The following is a 19,062-nucleotide window of genomic DNA, read 5'->3' on the forward strand; positions in this document are numbered from 1 at the left end:
AATATATTTTAGTGGAGGGTTTTAATTAATGAAAAAAACTTTTAAAGTGTCTGCGGCTGCTGCGTTAGCAATTTCCGCACTTACTCCTGTAGCTGCATTTGCTGCAGAATCAACTGTAGCAGCTGACGGTTTTTATACGAATAACAGTTTTGTAGCAGGCTCAGACTTTAGAGCATCTACAAACCCTGAAAAAGCAGCTATACTAAAAAACCCTGAAACAGTAATGGTTATTGGTGGGAAAGTATACTTTGCAAAAGATGCAATTCTTGCAACAACTAATGCTCAACTAGCAGAAATTGTTATGACAGAAGCAGATTTTGAAGCACAACATGGAGAATTAACTAAGAATGGTTATGAAGTAACACCAGTTACAGGAGAACTTAAAGTTGAATCGGTAAGTGCGATTAACGCTAAAGAAGTTACTGTAAATTTTTCTAAAGCAGTAGATGAAGATTCAGTAATCGATGCTTCAGGTGCCCTAATTGCGAACACAGTTTCTATTTCTGCAGTTGGTACAGCTACTGCTCCAGGAACATTAACACCAGAATTAAGTGAAGATGGTAAAACATTAACTTTAACTGCAACAAACTCATTCAAAGGTCAATACGCTGTTACTGTAGGTACTGCTATTGAAGATTTAGATGGAGATGCAATTAAAGCTTTTACTTCTTTAATCACGGTTAAAGATACTACTCGTCCAACTGTAACAGGAACTGAATACGCAGCTGATGGAACTGCAACTGTGACATTTTCAGAACCAGTAGATACTTCTAAATTCACCTCTTCTGAAGTTATTTTAAAAGATGAAACTGGTGCCGTAACAGGAGCTATAACTGCAACTATTGATGCTACAGGTAAATTCTTCACAATTAATGCAGGTTCAATTCCAGCTAATAAAGAATACACTGTTACTCTAATTGGTGTACAAGATGCTGTTGGTAACCTAATTTCTCCTAACCCAGTTACATTTACCCTTGTAAATTCAGTTAACGATACTGTAGCTCCTAAAGTTTCTTCAGTTGTAGCTAGTAAAGTTGGAGAAATGAAAATTACTTTCTCTGAAAAAATCAAATCAACTTCTGGAGTAGTTGGAACATTTGATATTAATGCAGCTGGTTCAGCTACAGATATCGATTTATCTGTTGGCGGCAATGCTACAGTTGATAAAACTGGTACGGTTGTAACTGTTACAGATGCTGGGTTAACAGCTGGTATTAAATCTATTACTATAGATGCGTTTTCAGACTTAGCTGGAAATCCAGGTACTGCTTATACTAAATTAGTTGAATTTGTTGCTGACACTACAGCTCCAAAATATGTTAGCCATGAAGTGAAAACTATTAGTAATGTACAATATCTAATTGTAAATTACGATGAAGAGGTAACTCCAACTAATCCAGCTATAGCTTATTCTTATGTAGATGAAAAACAAGTTACTAAGTCAGGTTCAATTGCTTCAGGTTCAGCTGTAAGTGCATATGATGCTACAGATGCTACTGCTACTGCTGCAAAAGCTATTAAAATTGACCTAACAGGGTTAAATGTAGGGAAATATGAATTTAGTTTACCAGCAAGTTTAGTGGCTGATGCTGACTCTAATATCTCTGCTGCTAAAGTAGTTACTCAACAAGTTGGTAAAGCAGAATTAACTGATAAAGATGCTCCTGAACTAGATTCTACATGGGTAGCAGCATCTGCAGTTAATGGTAATAAAGTAACTCTAGTATTTAATGAGAATGTTACTGCTACAACTGCTCTTAATATCGCTAACTACACTGTAGAAGGTGAAAAAGTATTTAAGTCTGCTATCTTTGATGGCGACGAAAAAACAGTAGTACTTACATTAAAAGATAGTGCACTATCTTTAGATGGAGACCGTTACTTAACAATTAAAAATGTTGCAGATTTAGCTGGTAACGTTATTGAGGAAACAAATGAAGTATTAACATTTGTAGAAACTGTTCGTCCTACTGTTACTTCTGCTGAAGTAACAGCTGAAGATGAAATTACTGTTACATTCAGCGAAACTGTTGCAAATGTAAATGATGCTGACTTTGAAGTATTTGTTGGTACTTCTACTACTGCAGACACTATTACTGTAACAGGTAGTGCTAAAACTTATGTAATCAAGTTATCAGCACCATTATCAACTCTTTCTACTGCAGTTACTCTAGATATCGTTGAAGGTAATGATATTGAAGATACTAATGGTAATGCATTAGCAACTGTTGGTTCAGTTACTGTAACTAAATAATTAAGAGTATTAGAAACATCCGGTGACAGTCACTCACACAACTCAGACACAATTCTGAGGGCTGCGTATGACACCGAAGAATATAGTCCTTTGATCCTTTATGGGTCAAGGGGCTTTTTCTTTTGCCTACCATTCAATACTTCTACTATTGCCTCTTTAAAACCGACTAAACGGGAATCATGAAACTGTGAAGAATGTAATGGTTTTGCATTCAAATGATCTGATTTGTAATGAAATAGTTAAAATTAGTGGCAAGGCTACTTCCATTCCGTTTCTACTTCACTTTCATTCATATATTATATTCCTGAATACAAATAGAAATACCTTACTTCCATCAACGGAGGTAGGGCTTATTTTAATTTCAGGAGGAGATTAGTATGAATATATACAAATCACAAGCACAACAATTGGAATTGTTGATGGTGAAGGAAGAGGAGAAACGAATGCGTGCTAAACGAGTGGAGATTGTGTCGTTACGGTTGGTGAAGGAAACGAGTTGTTGTACAAGGATCGTGCAATTCGAAGCCCAGAAGATGGCTACAACTTGTTTAAGCAGTTCCTTTGGGAAGTTGGACCGCGGGTATTTTTTCTTCATGTGTTTAACTAATAGCATCATTTTCGTTCATCGGCAATCGGACGATCACATCCTCAATCTGTTCCATTTTTAATTGTGAGCCAAACAATAGACTGTTCACTGTCAGCGTATACTATTCAACCAGAACTCTGATAATTGAGTGCGATACTAAAAAGAACAAGTCCCTTCGACCGAGCAATTGGGTGAGGGACTGTTTCTATTTTTCTGTGCGTATACTACGCATCCCGGTGGCCGTTAATGTTGTATTCAAAGGTCGATTCTTTATCTAGGTGCACAGTCACTTATGTAATTCAGAGTAAAAGGTTTTGAATCTCTATTTAATGAAATGAAAATTGGGGATATGAATCTTTTGTCATGGTTCATACGTATTAATAAATAGAGAGAGAGGTGAAAGTATATGAGCATAAAATGGGCGGATTATCTAATTTCCAAAGTTAGATATGATGATTCTCACAATTACATTAACGATTTGTTTATTCATAAAAATACCGGTGGTAACATACGAGAAGTGGGAGCAAAGGAACCCAGTCTGTGGTTCTCTTTTAGCTTATTTCCCTAAAATAAGTACAATAAGAATATTTAGAATTAGTCAACTGCCTAAAAGCGTAGTTGACTAATGTTTTAACCTAGGTGTAGGCATACTATCCCGATATCGTAAACTTGATTTGGATTGAATACAAAGGAGTGGATAAATTTCATTCCAAAGATTGAAAAATCCTGTCTTAACTTGGTACAAACAGAAAAGGTCCTCTTAATTGAGGACCTTTTTCTTTGGTCACTGGTAACTGAATATTCAACTATTATATCTTGACATAGAAATCCCTTTGATCATTCACGTCATTTTTTTAATTCTCAAAGATCAGCAAGATGCTTTATAAGCATAATATTTTTGTGATCAGAATATCGGGTGTCATTTCTTCAACATCATGACCCTCCTTTTGTCTAGCCATAAATTTGCGTAACTTTTTCTTAGATTGACCTTTCATCAATTTTAGAAACTCCAAGAAAGTTGAAACATCTGTTTTGAAAATTTTATGTAAGATGTACTTTTCTACTTTGGTGAGTGATTTGTATTCCTCACTGTCAAGGAAGCCATTTTCTTTTTCTTTGAGTTTGTGCAGCATATACCAAACGCGATGCTTACGTTTCTTCTTTACGTTGGTAATGGCGTACTTTGCAATAACTTCACTTCCATCAGGTGAAAAAACATATAACGTCTTTCTAGAAAAGTGAACAGGTACTTTTGCACCTTTGAATAATTCAGGAACACTATATGCGTTGTTTTTGAAGCTGATCATCCCTTGTTTATTCACTTTGCGATGATCTTTCCGATAATATACATAATCTTTTGAAGGGAGTTCTGTCCATGCAAGTTTTTCATGATGTATCAGATTTTTGCATGTGTCAGACTTTCGGGGATGCTTGCGTTTATTTAAATCATCGACAAGAAAGTTGACGTATTCAGAGAATTCATCCGTAGAAGCAAAGCTAGTAACAAAGGAGTCTTTGATAGCACTTTTAACAATGCCGACATTGTTTTCGACATTACCTTTTTGGTTTGGACAGTGTGGTGAACAAAAGTGTGCTTCGAAATGATAGTGTTTTGTTAGATCATCAAACAGCTGTGTAAGTTGTATGCCTTCCTCTTTTTTATGGAACTTTCTTGCGATTCTCATATTATCAAAGACGAAAAGTGGAGGAATCCCCTGTATATCTTTGATGAATTGCTGGAAGGCAAGCACAAATGATTCACTGCCGCTGTTAGGAAGTACATATGCCTTACGATAGTTACTATATGGAAATGAAAATACAGCCAGTGAAATTCTTTGGGATTTTCCTTTACCAATTTGTATATTCATTGTTCCCCAATCAAATTGCACCGCTCTTCCAGGCACATGAACAATCGATAAATGACTTTCTTTTAAAACTTTTCTGCCACGAGCGATTAAATCTAATGCTTTTCCTTTTGTAATATTATAACCTTGTGCCAAAAGTAGTAAATGGATTTCATCACATTTCAAACTATCCGTTTTTTGGCCTGCTACTGAAATCTTTTTGATTTGTAAGTAACCCAAAATTTGTTCTTGTATTTCATTGATAACGGGATCATAGATGGATACCCTTTTTTGTAAGGGCAAGATGCTACCTGTTTTTGAAAGGCGTTTTACTAAATCTGTAACTGTATTTTTTGATATATGCAAAATATCTGCAATTTCTCGGTAAGCCTTTCCTTTTAGCACAAAATGCAAAATGTTTTCGTATGTAGCATCTTCTAGTATCAATTGAATCTCTCCCTTTACTTAATAGTCTACTAGTATCTAAGGAAAGAGCGGATAAACATACGATGTCAGTCACTAATTCTACTAAGACGCTATTCTAACAATTGAATTCGAAGGGATTTGGGTGAGTACAAAACATAAAGTATGGAGAGAATGCGTAGAGGTTGAAATGCTCCTTGCATGTGAGATGTGTATACAGGATATACAATGATTGGGGAGATTCTTAACACTCACAACTTTACCACCGAGAGGCGGGAATAATAGCCTTGGCGGGTCACGCTAGCACGTGTTGCTGCTTTCCTGGCTAGGGACTCATGCTGGTGGAGTCTTGGTGATAAGTTATAAATCAGCTCAAGTCGCTATTATGGCCATACTGATAAAAATCGTTCTCTCCGCAACCGGCAAAATTTCAGGTGCCTTTGCATGAAAAGACTCGGAATATACAATGCAATTTTATGATAATACGATCAAAATCAGGTTTATGGCTGTCTACCGAACTATCTTTTTTAAAATCAATTGTATGAATTCATTGACTTTTTTTGATACGCACCAATTTTGAAAACAGGAATTTCTATTATAGGATCAACTAACCAAGATGTTATTGATATAATCTTGTATATAGTCTAATATTAATGGTACAAAGTATCTAAAATAGGAGGTAACGACAGATGAAAAGAATCATAGCATCAAGTCTAGCACTAAGCCTTCTCCTGGGGATAGGCAGTGTGGTAATAGTAACGACAGCACCAATCAGTACCGAAGCGAGCACCGACTATACGTACACAGCCGAACAACAAGAAGCCCTAAACTACCTAAACAGCATCCGTCAAGCATCGGGGCTGAACCCAGTAAAACTGAACCCGTACCTAAGCAAAGCCGCCGAGAACCATTCGAAGTACCAAACAACGCATAATGTAGTTAGTCATGCAGAAGAAACCAATAAAAAAGGCTTCACAGGTAATAATGCGTCAGAGCGTGTAAAAGCGGTTGGCGGGACAGGAGACATGACATTGTACACTAGTGAAGTAATTGGAACAGGAACAAACTATACAGCCGCAATAGATTCATTCATGACTACTGCTTACCACAGAGAAATACTGTTATCGAGCATAGCAACAGATGTAGGTATAGGACGTGATGGTCGAGTAGTAACAATAACGGGCCATACGGAAAACAGCGACGGATACAAAGAAGTAGTTTACCCTTATAATGGACAAAAGAATGTAGGAATAGGGTTTTACGGTGTTGAGACACCAAACCCACTAAAACAATTCAATGTAGAGAAGAGCGGATTCATCATCATGATGACACCCGAACGTTCCAATCAACCAACTTTAAAAGCCAAAATCAATGACAGCAAAGGCAACAACGTACCTTATTTCATCGAGAAATCAGAATCAATCTATTTCTTCCCTAAGCAAGAACTAAAGTACGACGAAACCTACACAGTATCAGTGGATTACGACGACTGGGACAAACGTGCTAACAAAACATGGTCATTCACAACAATGAAAGAACCTAAAGGAGCCGGAACGGTAATAACACCAACTCCTATAACACCAAAGCCTACCCCTAACCCGACAACACCAACAACAGCACCATCCAACACCCTAGGCACCAAGTACGTTGACTTCAAAACAGGAGAATACTGGTCTGAACCAATGGAATGGATGCTCCAAAGAGGTCTAATCGGTGGTAGCATCATCAAGAACCCTAAAACAGGCAAAAATGAAAACTCGCTCAAACCAAAAGACCCGCTAACAGAAGCCCAATTCATAGCAATTCTATACCGCTACACTGACCCTGCCAAAGCTAAAGCAACAAAATCGTCCAACCCAAGCGATTGGGCGAACGTTTATTACCAACTAGCGGCAAAAGACAAGCTACCAACAAAAGGCTCACTAGTAAAACGCAGTGCGGGTAACCAACCAATCACACGTGGTAAAATGGCACAAATCCTAGCATCGAAGCACTACGGAAAAGTAGTAACCGAACAACAAGCAGTCAAATTCATGTACGAAGCTAACCTATCAAGCGGTTATTCGGTAAACGGCGTTGCTCCTAAAACATATGAATCATATGGGCCAACTGACAAACTTCAAAGATCACACATTGCGGCATTCTTGAAGGGGTATGACACATACAAGGCTAAAATTAACCAATAGGACAATGACAGTTAAGGTTCTCTCATGAGAACCTTTTTTGTCCCTACAAATTATGTGTCTTCTGAAGCTTTACAAAACGTAATAGATGACGCTAAAGAATTTCGTTTTAGAGTAGATGAAAAAGAAGAGGTACTCATGAGAATTAATTGGCTAGAACGGTTAGCCAAGGTTCAACAAGACCTGAGTGATGTGCAGACTAAAGAAGAAGTAGAACAGCTGAAGAGGTCGATTTCGTCATGCCAAACGAGCCCACCCGAAGGAAAAGGTAGGATTGTCGAAACCCTCTTAGAAAATAACAAATGGAATGGGTTAGCTTCACTTGATAGAATGATTGCTCATTTAGATAAAGCCATCACAAATGAAGAACAGCAACAAGAGGAAGCTAAAACACAATTCTCACTTCGGATGGTTAGGTTCAATTAACTTATGTAACTGTATATCAAAGGAAATGATTATCATGAGAAAAGTGATTGAGAAAAACGTTAAAATAGATAAACTATAGAGGGATTAATTTGTCAGAACATCAAGAAGGCGTCCTCACCTTCTCTTCTTTGTTATAATAAACAAAAAGGAAACGAGGAACAATATATGAGAGAAAAAGCCCGAATTCAAAGAGTCTTGTCATTGATCGATGTCATCTGGCAGCAACAACCCGATGTGCGGTTTAACCAATTGATATCGAATCTGCAACATATGTATTCAGCACAAAACGAAGGATACGGAAAGAGAATAATGAAGGAACAGAACTTTTTGGGGAAAGAGGTGGATGTCAGTTATCTCGACTTATTCTATCTTGAAGATACTGAATGGGAGGCTTTTTTAGAAACGATTATTGCGAAAGGAAATAGAGGATAAGAAAAAGTGGATAAAAGACTACTGTGCTTATAGTGTAGTGCATGTGTAATGGTTGCAATATGGTATCTACCTCGCATTTCAATATTTAAGCTCTCTAGAGATATTGAAAAAAGAATATAATGCTCTCTTGAAGATACAATTACTTCGTTTTTCTGAAAGTTGCTTCCTTTCCTTTTTTTATATCTGGCTAATCTCGCATCTCTGTATTTGCCTTACCAATACAGAAGGAAGGGAGATTTCGTGAGATAGACAAAACATCCGGTGTCAGGCACTCACGCAACTCAGACACTGTTTTGACAACTGAGTACAATACCAGTGTCTTTCATAAACCCTTGTAAATTATCACACACTTATTATACTGTATATGTAAGTGTGGTGTAATATTACGAGATTTTATTTTCCGGAAATGTTCGGTAAAAAATTCCGATATATCTTTTTGTTTGGGAGATAGAAGTATGACCAAGAATAGAAAAAAGATCTTCAATGCTCAAACCAGCTTGATATAGATGATTAGCTCTGCTGATTCTAAACCCATTAATGGTATCAATATCCGGAATTAAATAAGGATTATTAATCCTCGCCCTTTTGATATAGATGTGAAGACGTCTACATAAGTCAGCACTTGAAATATTCATTTCGGTAAAGAAAAGCTTTTGATTGCCCACTAAGTCATTCTCTTTAATGTGTTGCTCTATCAATTTGGTAAGTTGGCTAGACAGTGGCACTTTCCTTGTTGTACCCATAGAGTTCAGTTTAATTTGAGGCGTATCTGTTAAATCAATATCCTCGACTTGAACAGTAGTCATTTCGATTACTCTAGCTCCGGTTTCATACAATAACGATAGTAGAACAAAATGCTGTCTTTCGGTTTTATCTGCCAAGTCAATGGTCTTCAGAATTTCATTAATCGCATGAACGGAAAAGAAGTTATTCGTCTTTCCAAATATCATCGAACAATCACACTCCAAACTAATTTTTATTAGAATTAGTATTGGGGTATTTTTTGTTATTCAAACGTTTAACTCCGAAATCTTTTACTAGCAAATTGGGAAGCGTGTCAACGGGTAAGGGATTGGTTTTTAGCGGAATGACCACAAAGCAGGATGCGTTGGATAATAACTTGACACTGAGTCTTTACGGGCTGAGTCCCAAGCAGGGAAAGCAGCTACACGTGTTGGCCTGCCACGTCAAGGTTTCCATCCCCGACTCCCAGTGTAAATTCCCATGGCAATTAATGCTGAACTAATCTGCTCATAGTATATTTCCAGGCAGTGATTGCCTCTCTCGCATTTCAATTTTTAGCTTACTAAAGGTATTGAAAAGGGTTGAATATAATCCATGTAAGGAGATACAATTATTATTTGGGGAAATTTCTTTATTTCCTCTATTTTATATCTGGCTTTCCTCAATTAGATCATCTAACCGTTCTGACCATTGCCGTTACTGGCTCATTTAGACATCTTCTTCTTTAGTTTTGTATCTCGCTTATTGATCTAACGGTGATAAAGTACATATATAACCTCCAAACACACGAGAAAGGGGATGTTTTCCCCCTATTGTAACCGTCAAGGTCAAAACGACAGTTTCTGCTCGTTTGAAATGAACACTTTCGCTTAAAATATATGCTGCCTATTTTTCATTCGATAGCTATCACTATTCATGTGAATCACTTCGACACGATGTAACAGCCGATCTAGAATGGCTGTCATAATCCCTTGATCCCCCATTAACTCCGTCCATTGTTCTGGGCTCTTATTCGACGTTAGAATAATCGAACTTCGTTCGTATAGATAATTGATGAGCTGGAAGAATAGATTTGCCTCACGCTGATCCATTGCCATGTACATTAAATCATCAATAATCACTAAATCAGATGTTTGAAGTCGTTTCATTTGAACCTGCGATTTATGCGCAAATTCTTGGGTTTTCAGAAGCTGAATTAATTCTCCCATTGTCACAAAGTACACTTGGAACCCTTTATGAATAGCCTCTAAGCCTAACCCTATCGCTAGAAATGTTTTGCCAACACCAGGTGGGCCTAATAAGATTAAGTTGTATTGCTGCTCTAACCAGCTGAACTCTTGTAACTGTGTCAGTTGACGAGATGTAAGAGCTGTTTGCTCCTCTACTTGAAATTCTTGTAACGTTTTAATGTAGGGGAAGCGCGCCCATTTAATACGACGTCCTATACTTTTTTCCTCGCGTTTGCCTAGCTCAAATGATGTGATAGCTTCCAAAAATTCTAAGTAAGTCCATGATTCTTTTTCAGCTTCGCGAAGGAGCTGCGGGAGCTCCTCTGCCGTTTCTGACAGCCGTAGCTGACGAAAATGATTCTGTAAGTCTTTCACCGTTTTATTCATGAGACAATCCCTCCTAGAATTCGTGTATACGTTTCTAAGGGGCGTGTTTCTACTTGAATATTCGTTGGAGTCATTGAAACATTCTGTTGCTCATGGAGTAGGGCTGATTCCTCTAGATTCGATTGCTTCAAGTAACGCACTACGTCTCTAAAGTCATTCGCACTATATAATTTTTCACGCATACACTTTTGAAGTGCTGAATCAATCCATTCGGGTTCTTCTTTAATCACCTTTTGTAGAATTATTAATTGATCTCTACGATAACGCACGTATTTCATACAAATTTCGTCCACATACATCAATGCGTCTTCTTGTTCTTCAAAATATGAAATGACGGTTTTCTTTAACTCTTCAATTCCTTTAGAACGGTCTCGGGTATGATTACGATTTTGAATAAGCTTTCCTTTTTCGCTACTAATTTGATGTTCGGCCAGCACTTCACCGTTTGACTGCTTACGAATAACCAACGTATCTTGTTGCTCACCTTGTATGTCTAAAACAACCTGATTCTCTGGTGATACTCCATAAGTTCCTAATGGAACTGAGTAACGGTTGGACGCAAAGCGAATCGTATTGTCCTTGCCTACATTTCTTGTTATAATATATGCATGTGTACTTTCATTTGAAAGTAGTGAAGAGACTGGTTCTAAGTGTTGCTTTTCGACGAGAAACACTTCGACTGGGCTCTTTTTTGTTGTGTTATGCACATTTTTATTTCCTGTGCGTTCCAACCACTGGAGCGCACGTTCATTCCAGTCCTCAATATCTTTAAAAACACGGCTGTCTGCGAAATTTCCCTTTATGTATTTCACTACATTTTCAATCATTCCTTTTGATTCAGGATCGGCTTTTCGACATAAATGAACACGGAACTTTTGATCTTTTACATACGCTTGGAATTCTGCTGTTAACACGATATCCCCAGCGTTTTCGCTGACTGATAGTAAGTGATCTTGGTCATACACAATTTCTTCCGTACGACCACCCAAAAAGCGAAAGGCATTTTCATGACAACGAATGGCATCCTTCGTAGTGAAAGGTCGGTCTTGCCACTCCATGTACTTATACCGCGAATGTGCTAAAACAAAGGCAATGAAGTATAATTTCACTTCTTTTTTCGTCGTCGTTTTCTGTCTTGTTTCTCCCCAATCCACCTGTATCTGTTTGCCCATCGGCTGTTCAGGAACGGCCTCATATTGCCTAACAATCGCTTTTTTCTCAATTTGATAAATCTCACGGATCTCTTTTACATAGGTACGAACTGTGCTTTCTCCGATTACCAAATCAGGATAGCGCTCGATTAACCAATCTTGAATTTGTGCTGCACTTAAATGTGGGTATTCTTCTAGCCATGCGACAACCCAATCCTTGTAGGGATCCAATTTCTTAGGTTTCTTCAAAGGATTCCCCAAATATTCTTGTGCTTCCTCAAATGACATATTCAAATACTTATAAACAGTTCCACGCGTTACTTTCAAATGTTTTGCAATCTGTGCAATCTTCATTTTCCGTTTGTATAGTTGCTGAATTTCGATGTATAACACTAACTTTTCCTCCAAGTCCTTACCTCCAGTAAACTAATAATCCTAGCTTACTAGATGGCATGATTGTTGGCGAAAGTGTTCAAGGCATTCGAGCGAAAACTGTCTCTTTTAGTATAGCGGTTACACCTATCCCTCTCTCGCTTCCTTCCTCTCTGTATTTCCCATTCCATTACAGAAGGAAGGGAGATTTGATTTTGTGAGATATACAATCAAAAGAGACCTACTTTCATAATGGAGTAGGTCAAATTTTATATTCAGATAAGGAACATTCTTAGACGGTAAACTAAAACCAAGTCGAAGGAAACTCTCCTTAGCCGTAAAATCGTTTGCTGACTATAAATGTTTTATCAAAGAAAAAAGATTCCACAAGTGATTATTCGCCCGCAGAATCTTTTCTTTTGTTAACATGTCGAATTAACATAACACGCGATGAATTCAATCTGGTATTTCATTTTTGGATTTGTTTGGATACCTCGTTAAAGAAAGATAGCATTATTCTTCTTTCCTCTTTCATAGTAGGCTTTGCAAAGGCAACAAACTTTTCAATATCCTGTTTATCATGAAACTCTTTTGTTTGTGCTTCACCTGAAATTTGCACATAATCATTTTTTGATTCATTTTTAAAATCAAAGGAGGTAAATAATTTTCTAGTGTATCAGTCGACCGTTTTTGTAGATGTGATAGAATTAAGATATTAATAAATGTGTAGAATTAAATAAGAACTGTTTATATTGCTAAGACATGTTTTAGTACAGATTTCATTTGTGTTACAGCAATTCATAAGTATTGGAGGATATTAATTTGAGGGAACCAATTGCATTAGACAGTCTTTTTAAAGAAAAAGTATTTCGTATTCCTGATTATCAAAGAGGGTATGCGTGGGGAAAAGATCAGCTAAAAGATTTCTGGGAGGATCTAATTAATCTTTCAGATGATCGATCACACTATACGGGTTTATTAACTATGCGGGAAATGAAAGAGAACGAAATTGCTGAGGAAGATAATGAATATTGGCTGATAGAGGATCACTCTTATAAAATGTATGAAGTTGTAGATGGACAGCAGAGATTAACAACAGTTGTCATTTTTTTGCAAGCATTTATCAATGTTGTTATGAAATTGAATCCTGAAAAAGACCCTAAAGACATCTACATAACGAATAGCCTTAGTCTTGCAGCAATTATAAATCGCTACCTTTATAAGCTGAAGCCTACTCAAACGCAATACAGAACTTATAAGTTCGGGTATGCCAAGGATAACCCTAGCGATGAATTTATGCGTCATAGAATATTAAACGAACCCAACGGTGGAACGATAAAAGAAACATTTTACACGTTGAATTTAAAAAATGCAAAGAGTTATTTTATTCAGCAATTAGAAGAATTATATGAGGAAGAAAAAATGGAAGGTCTTAAGAAAATTTATCGAAAATTAACCAAGAACTTTTTGTTCAATGAATTTATTATCAAAGATGAATTTGATGTCTTTGTCGCATTTGAAACAATGAATAACCGGGGGAAAAAACTCTCGGATCTGGAACTTCTCAAAAATCGTTTAATTTACCTTACAACATTATATGAGATTCAGGATCTCGACACGGCGGACCGAATTAATATTCGAAATGACATTAATGATGCATGGAAAGAGACTTATCATCAGTTAGGAAGAAATGACAAGCATCCTTTGAATGATGATGACTTTCTGAAAGCACATTGGATAATGTATTTTAAATATTCTAGAAAGCAGGGAAATGATTATATAAAGTATTTACTTGATGAGCAATTTTCACCGCAAAAAATTTATAAAAATATCGAAAAGGGAGTGAAATTAGAAGCTCCTGAAGAGCATAGAACTGATTTTGAAATCATTGAAAATGATGATGAGGCTAGTGAGATACAACAAGAACCGATAATTGAACAAAGAGCCCAGCTTCAACCCCTGGAAATAAAAAGTTATGTACATAGCTTGAAAGAGTCTGCTGTACATTGGTTCAATTCGCACTATCCTGAACTTGCAACCGAACTTACCTTAGAAGAAAAGAACTCGCTTGATAGATTGAACCGAATTGGAATGGGATATTTTAGACCGCTCATCATGGCAATCATGAAAAAAGAGCCAGATGTTGATGAAAGAGTGAAAGTTTTCAATAGTATAGAGCGTTTTATCTTTCTAGTATTCCGATTAGGGCAAGCTCGTAGAAATTATAAAGACAGTGAGTTTTATAACGCTGCACGTGAGTTTGATAAAGGAGAAATAGACCTTAAAAGCATTGAAGATAAATTGGTTAACGCTTCTACTTATTTGTTTAATGAAAGTGGGAAATTCAATGAAAAAGTGTTTTATGAGTTCATTGAAAAGAAATTTAATAAAACTGATGGACGTGGATATTATGGGTGGCATGGTCTTCGCTATTTTCTTTACGAATATGAGTTATCATTGCTAGCTGGAAGCCGTCAGCAAAAAGTTCAATGGGATGATTTATTGAAATCACCAAAAGATCGAATTTCAATTGAGCATATCTATCCACAGACCCCAAAACATGATGAATGGCTCGAAAATTTCAAAATGATTCCTATTGAAGATCAGGTTTATTATCAAGGATCATTAGGAAATCTACTGTTGCTTTCAACATCAATTAATAGTTCGTTGCAAAACGACTGTTTTGAACAGAAAAAGAATCCGAAATTAAATATAAATGGAGAGAAAATTAGAAATGGATACTCAGATGGATCACATTCGGAAATAGAGGTATCTACTTATCGGGAATGGACACCAATAAGTATAAAAGAACGTGGAATGAAATTATTAACGTTCCTAGAAAAACGATGGAATATTGAATTTGAGAACGATATGTCAAAAGAAAAACTACTCTTTATCAAATAGTTTCAGATTAATTATTTCTTTTGGAGTTATTAACAGTTTGACTATTTCCGAATTCGCTACCACAAAAAGTAGAATTGTCGATATTTCTTCAAGACTACTTTTTCCCTTTAATTTTAGGCAGCAGTGCGTGACATTACTTCGACAATTCTATACAATTACATATTTATTAAGCATCCAACCCATCGACTAAAGACTGGTTAAACTACATATTGAAATGTTGGTTTTTTGCATTTTTCATTTAAACAGCTTCTTATCACATAATAACATTTCGAACAAATTAACACAGCGATGGTAGTGTAGAATGCCGGTTTCTAACACAATTCTGACCACACTTACCGCTATTATGATATAGGTTATTTAATCGGAGACGCTCCTTTGATCCCTTAATGGGTGATCTGACTCTCGTTTAACAACCTATCCCGCATCAATGGGAATTAATTGTCTGAATTGTGTTGGCGCAGTGGTACATAAACTTGCTGTTTTTACTTGCGGAAAAAATTTATAATACCTGCGCGCGAAACTACTCGGAATAGTAAACTAACTAATTTCTATTCGAGTATAAGGTAATAGGTGAGAACGCCGGATGTTCAATTGACACCATAGTGTTAAAAGATAATGTAGAGTATATAAGTTATAATCAATCGAAATGGTGTTCGGACGGTAACTCCTTGCTTCTCCGCCAGGGAGAGGCTTCAAGAAAAGCAGGAAATTGAATCTTAATGCCACAATAATAAAACTTCGAAGCCCTGATTAAGATTAATCAGGGCTTAATTTTTTTTAGGAGCCTAATTATGCTGGATATCCATACTTTCGCACAACTAAAAAGAAATCCATATGTTCCTAATATATCTTTGATGACATTTCAGAAATAGTACGTCCACTACTTATTAAACAGTAAGCCCGAACTGTTATTTTATGGAAATCAATTCTGTTACGATTTTACCGTCTGAATCTGCAGCTTTAATGACACCGTAGCCAGGGGCGAAGTAATATTTACTACCACTTGGGTATTGGATAATTACGACGTTTTTAAATGTTCCAGCTTTTACAGTGACAGTGCTTGTTGTACTTTTTACATCTACATATTCAAAACTACTCTCCCAGTTTTCATTGAGGTAAAATGATTTCGTTTGTTTCCCTTCAATCATTGGGTATGCTAAATCAAATAATATCCAGTCTGTTTCATTGACCCCCATCATAATACCTTTGCTACGTTCTATATAGGCGTATCCTTGCGTGTTAGGATCTTTATGGTTTAGGAAAACAGAGTATTCACCTCCATAAGATTCTTTGGAAACGGAAAACTTTCTTTTTGCTTCGTCAATGAAATCCGGGTAATATGTAAGATTTAATCCAGCTTTCGGAGCAAGCCCACCTGATACTCTATTTATCGAAACAAGTTGATTTTTTGAAGGTGTTTCATACTTTACTTTAGAATTTTTATGTATAAAACTACCTCCGCCTATACCATATAACCCCCCATTCTGTTTTTTATATTGATACACTCTATATCCTTCACCTTTCTTCAAAGTTCGTACAGTAGTTAATTTACCGTCACTTCCTAACTTTACTAAAGGCGTATTAGCTAATATTGTAACTTTCCCTATTTGACCAGCTTTAAATTCGGTCTTATCCCACATAACTATTGTTTCTCCATTTGCCGTAGTAACGTTGTAAGAACTGATTCCAAACAGCAAAACAACTAGTAAACTAACTTTAATAAGTTTATTTAACATTCTCTATTCATCCACCTTTCAATTTACTATAATACTACATTTTGGAAATAGAAAAGTCTATAGGCGTATTTAAGATATCTGTACTCACTATCCCTATGTCCGATTCAATACTAGCTACTCTAAAGCAACAATTGCATCCTGGCTATCATCTTCTTTTTAGTGTTCTCTATTATACGGGTTCGCTTCTAAGTCCTGTCGTACATTGGAAAGAAACCATGTTGGCTTGGAAGAGAGTGTTATTTACTTTCTGAAGGTGAAAGGGGGGGAAGAACTTATATTTGCCTATACATGAGCAGTCGAAAGAACTGTTCTTCGTGTATTTTGCAAAGCATCTGGTCGTGGATCATTTTCGGAATCCGTTGAATTTGCTTTGAAGAGTGCATGGGGAAGTAATACACGAAGTTATAATATAGAAGAAAGGCCTTTTAGAAATGGGACTTTCTTCTGTTTACTTTAGTGAGTTCACTTGTATAGAGTAATTGCCATGAGTAGCCATGAGTAGCCATGATGGTCTGTAATAACCAAAAGAAAATATGGGGTTTAATGTCTTAGGGCTATCACCAAGTGGAACTTAAGCTCTCAGGGATGACCCATTTATAAGTTGAATCATTATTAATTGGTTGAAGACTATAGGTAGTGCCCTTAATGAGCTGTGCCTGTTCTGATGCTGAAATTGTATAGTTAACTGCATATAATTGCTGTCCATTTGTAAGGTGGCCAGTATAGAAACTACTTGTCCGGTTTACGTTGATAGACTCCTTTCCAGTGGCAATTAATTTGAAAGTAGTTGTAGATTTGTCTGAAAATGATCGAGCCTGTCCATCTTCCATCTCAGGGATCCATTCAGCGATGTTGACAGCAAAACCATAATCTCCATTATTTTGAATACCGAAATCTCCCATAAAACCCAACGGAACTAACGAATTACCTTTTTGAAAAATATGATTCGCAGTACCTGTGGTAGTTTCTTTATATTCTTGAAGTACTCCATCAAAATAATTGAAGAAAATCAGCCAGTCGATTAGAATTTGTTTTTCAGATTTACCGAAGAACTGTTTCGCGAATTTTTCTTTTTCTTGTTGTGAAATAGTGATTTTACCCTCGAAAACCTCTGTAATAAAACGTGTATATTCATAGATCTTATCATAGCCATTTTGTTCAGAGAGGTACCAGAATAATGACAGAGAGATGCCTTAATTATTTGAACTTGCTTTGTAGATATCATCAAAAGAATCTAATTCTATATTATAGAGAAGGTTCTTTTTATTCCCGCCTTGTGCCTTTGCATAAGCTAAAATAGATTCCTTGGTGGGCTGTATAAAGTCTGTTGTTAATCCATTTTTATTGTTTTTTGGATAATCATAAAAGAAATAACCAGCGTATTCAGCTCCACCTTCCAGTAGCCAAAATCGGTAGTCGGGGGCCCATTATTTCTCATAGATTCTAATATTTTTGGATTCATTAATCGCTGTTTGATAATCAAAGTAATGAATGAATTCATGGACATTAGAAGTTCGGAATTCATACGGCATCTTGCTGCTATTCATAAGCATTTCTGTTGGAGAAACTTTTCCATTATTCCCATAAGGAGAGCCAATTTGTGCCAGGACATCTGAAGGTAATGCTGTATTCGATTCATTGGTATAGAAGAATATATTCAAAGTGCCCAATTGAGTAGTTTAAGGTTTCGCTTTCCGTTTAGCTTCGATTGATTTAATCATGGATAGCATCTCTTCATAAGCAAAGCCTTTGCCATATCTTTGCTCATAATCATTAGTCACATAAATATTAATAGGATATCCTTCCTTTAGGTTTACTATATAATGATTGATGCCTTTGATAAGTTGATCATTTGCAAAATAACTTCTGACATCCTTTTTACCTTCGTAAATCAGTCCTCCTGATTCGGTTGAACCGATTGATTCAAAATTCATTTTGTATCTCCTGTCCCCAATGAAAATTCTCATTTCGTAAGTCGTGTTCGGTATGAACTGATGTGACGGTTTGACAAATGCCTGTCTACCGTTGACAGTAATTTCAACTGGGACAAAATTACCACCCTGAAAAATAACAATACCATCAATGTCCTCTATAGCCACTAATTTATTAAAAGTCACCGAAAATATTTTAGATGAGTCGATATCCTTCATCTCGGGCAGTGTAATCCAATCATTTACAGCAGCATTTGCCACTTTCGTGCACCCCATTGTGAAAACTAAATTGGCTACTAACAGTCAAACGACCATTTTTACTAACCTCATAATTATCCTCCTTGTTCTCGGAAATACGTTACTATTTTACTGTGAATATAGTCATGAATACTAGTTAGTTTTTAACTAAAAATCATTAAATGGAAAATGGGCGGTAATGCCCCTAGGGGTAGCCGAAGCC

13 protein-coding genes are annotated in these 19,062 nt (G+C 36.5%); 6 read left to right on the forward strand and 7 right to left on the reverse strand.

Annotated elements, in window-relative coordinates; genetic code table 11:
* The first annotated feature begins 28 nt into the window (after positions 1-28).
* Both MKZ26_RS17555 and MKZ26_RS17560 read left to right on the forward strand, forming a co-directional pair.
* Entirely contained in the window at positions 29-2,254 is a 2,226-nt protein-coding gene (locus MKZ26_RS17555) for an Ig-like domain-containing protein (RefSeq protein ID WP_340766952.1), read from the forward strand.
* 377 nt (positions 2,255-2,631) lie between these two features.
* Positions 2,632-2,922: a hypothetical protein gene (locus tag MKZ26_RS17560; protein WP_340766953.1), complete on the forward strand. Its 291-nt coding sequence runs from the start codon at positions 2,632-2,634 to the stop codon at positions 2,920-2,922.
* Between the two features lie 799 nt (positions 2,923-3,721).
* On the opposite strand, the gene MKZ26_RS17565 is transcribed toward MKZ26_RS17560, so the two are convergent.
* Complete coding sequence (locus tag MKZ26_RS17565) at positions 3,722-5,131, reverse strand: Mu transposase domain-containing protein (protein ID WP_340766954.1); 1,410 nt, start codon at positions 5,129-5,131, stop codon at positions 3,722-3,724.
* A 665-nt stretch (positions 5,132-5,796) separates the two neighbouring features.
* Here MKZ26_RS17565 and MKZ26_RS17570 point away from each other — a divergent pair.
* The 3 genes from MKZ26_RS17570 to MKZ26_RS17580 all read left to right on the forward strand — a co-directional run bounded on the left by MKZ26_RS17570 (position 5,797) and on the right by MKZ26_RS17580 (position 8,148).
* Positions 5,797-7,293, forward strand: a complete 1,497-nt coding sequence (locus MKZ26_RS17570) for a CAP domain-containing protein (RefSeq protein WP_340766955.1) — start codon at positions 5,797-5,799, stop codon at positions 7,291-7,293.
* Between the two features lie 135 nt (positions 7,294-7,428).
* Positions 7,429-7,716 carry a hypothetical protein gene (locus MKZ26_RS17575; RefSeq protein ID WP_340766956.1) on the forward strand — a complete coding sequence of 96 codons (288 nt, stop codon included), beginning with the start codon at positions 7,429-7,431 and terminating at the stop codon, positions 7,714-7,716.
* Between the two features lie 165 nt (positions 7,717-7,881).
* Entirely contained in the window at positions 7,882-8,148 is a 267-nt protein-coding gene (locus MKZ26_RS17580; RefSeq protein ID WP_340766957.1) for a hypothetical protein, read from the forward strand.
* 383 nt (positions 8,149-8,531) lie between these two features.
* On the opposite strand, the gene MKZ26_RS17585 is transcribed toward MKZ26_RS17580, so the two are convergent.
* The 3 genes from MKZ26_RS17585 to istA form a co-directional block, all read right to left on the reverse strand.
* Positions 8,532-9,098, reverse strand: a complete 567-nt coding sequence (locus tag MKZ26_RS17585; protein WP_340766958.1) for a tyrosine-type recombinase/integrase — start codon at positions 9,096-9,098, stop codon at positions 8,532-8,534.
* 663 nt (positions 9,099-9,761) lie between these two features.
* Entirely contained in the window at positions 9,762-10,508 is a 747-nt protein-coding gene (gene istB / locus MKZ26_RS17590) for an IS21-like element helper ATPase IstB (protein ID WP_338655207.1), read from the reverse strand.
* Positions 10,505-12,052 (reverse strand): IS21 family transposase, encoded by a 1,548-nt coding sequence (gene istA / locus MKZ26_RS17595; RefSeq protein ID WP_340767593.1) that lies wholly within the window; start codon positions 12,050-12,052, stop codon positions 10,505-10,507. Before istA ends, istB begins: the two co-directional genes overlap by 4 nt.
* A gap of 801 nt (positions 12,053-12,853) precedes the next feature.
* On the opposite strand from istA, the gene MKZ26_RS17600 reads away from it, so the two are divergent.
* Entirely contained in the window at positions 12,854-14,935 is a 2,082-nt protein-coding gene (locus MKZ26_RS17600; protein ID WP_340766959.1) for a DUF262 domain-containing protein, read from the forward strand.
* A gap of 908 nt (positions 14,936-15,843) precedes the next feature.
* Here the strand turns inward: MKZ26_RS17600 and MKZ26_RS17605 are convergent.
* From MKZ26_RS17605 to MKZ26_RS17615, 3 genes are all read right to left on the reverse strand, one after another.
* Positions 15,844-16,671, reverse strand: coding sequence for a hypothetical protein (locus tag MKZ26_RS17605; RefSeq protein WP_340766960.1), 828 nt, complete (start codon positions 16,669-16,671; stop codon positions 15,844-15,846).
* A 557-nt stretch (positions 16,672-17,228) separates the two neighbouring features.
* Entirely contained in the window at positions 17,229-17,573 is a 345-nt protein-coding gene (locus MKZ26_RS17610; protein WP_340766961.1) for a hypothetical protein, read from the reverse strand.
* A gap of 777 nt (positions 17,574-18,350) precedes the next feature.
* A complete protein-coding gene (locus MKZ26_RS17615) occupies positions 18,351-18,863 on the reverse strand; it encodes an Ig-like domain-containing protein (RefSeq protein WP_340766962.1) in 513 nt (170 codons plus the stop codon).
* Between the last annotated feature and the right edge of the window lie 199 nt (positions 18,864-19,062).

It is taken from the genome of Sporosarcina sp. FSL K6-6792 (genome assembly GCF_038004885.1).
Lineage (GTDB): Bacteria > Bacillota > Bacilli > Bacillales_A > Planococcaceae > Sporosarcina > Sporosarcina psychrophila.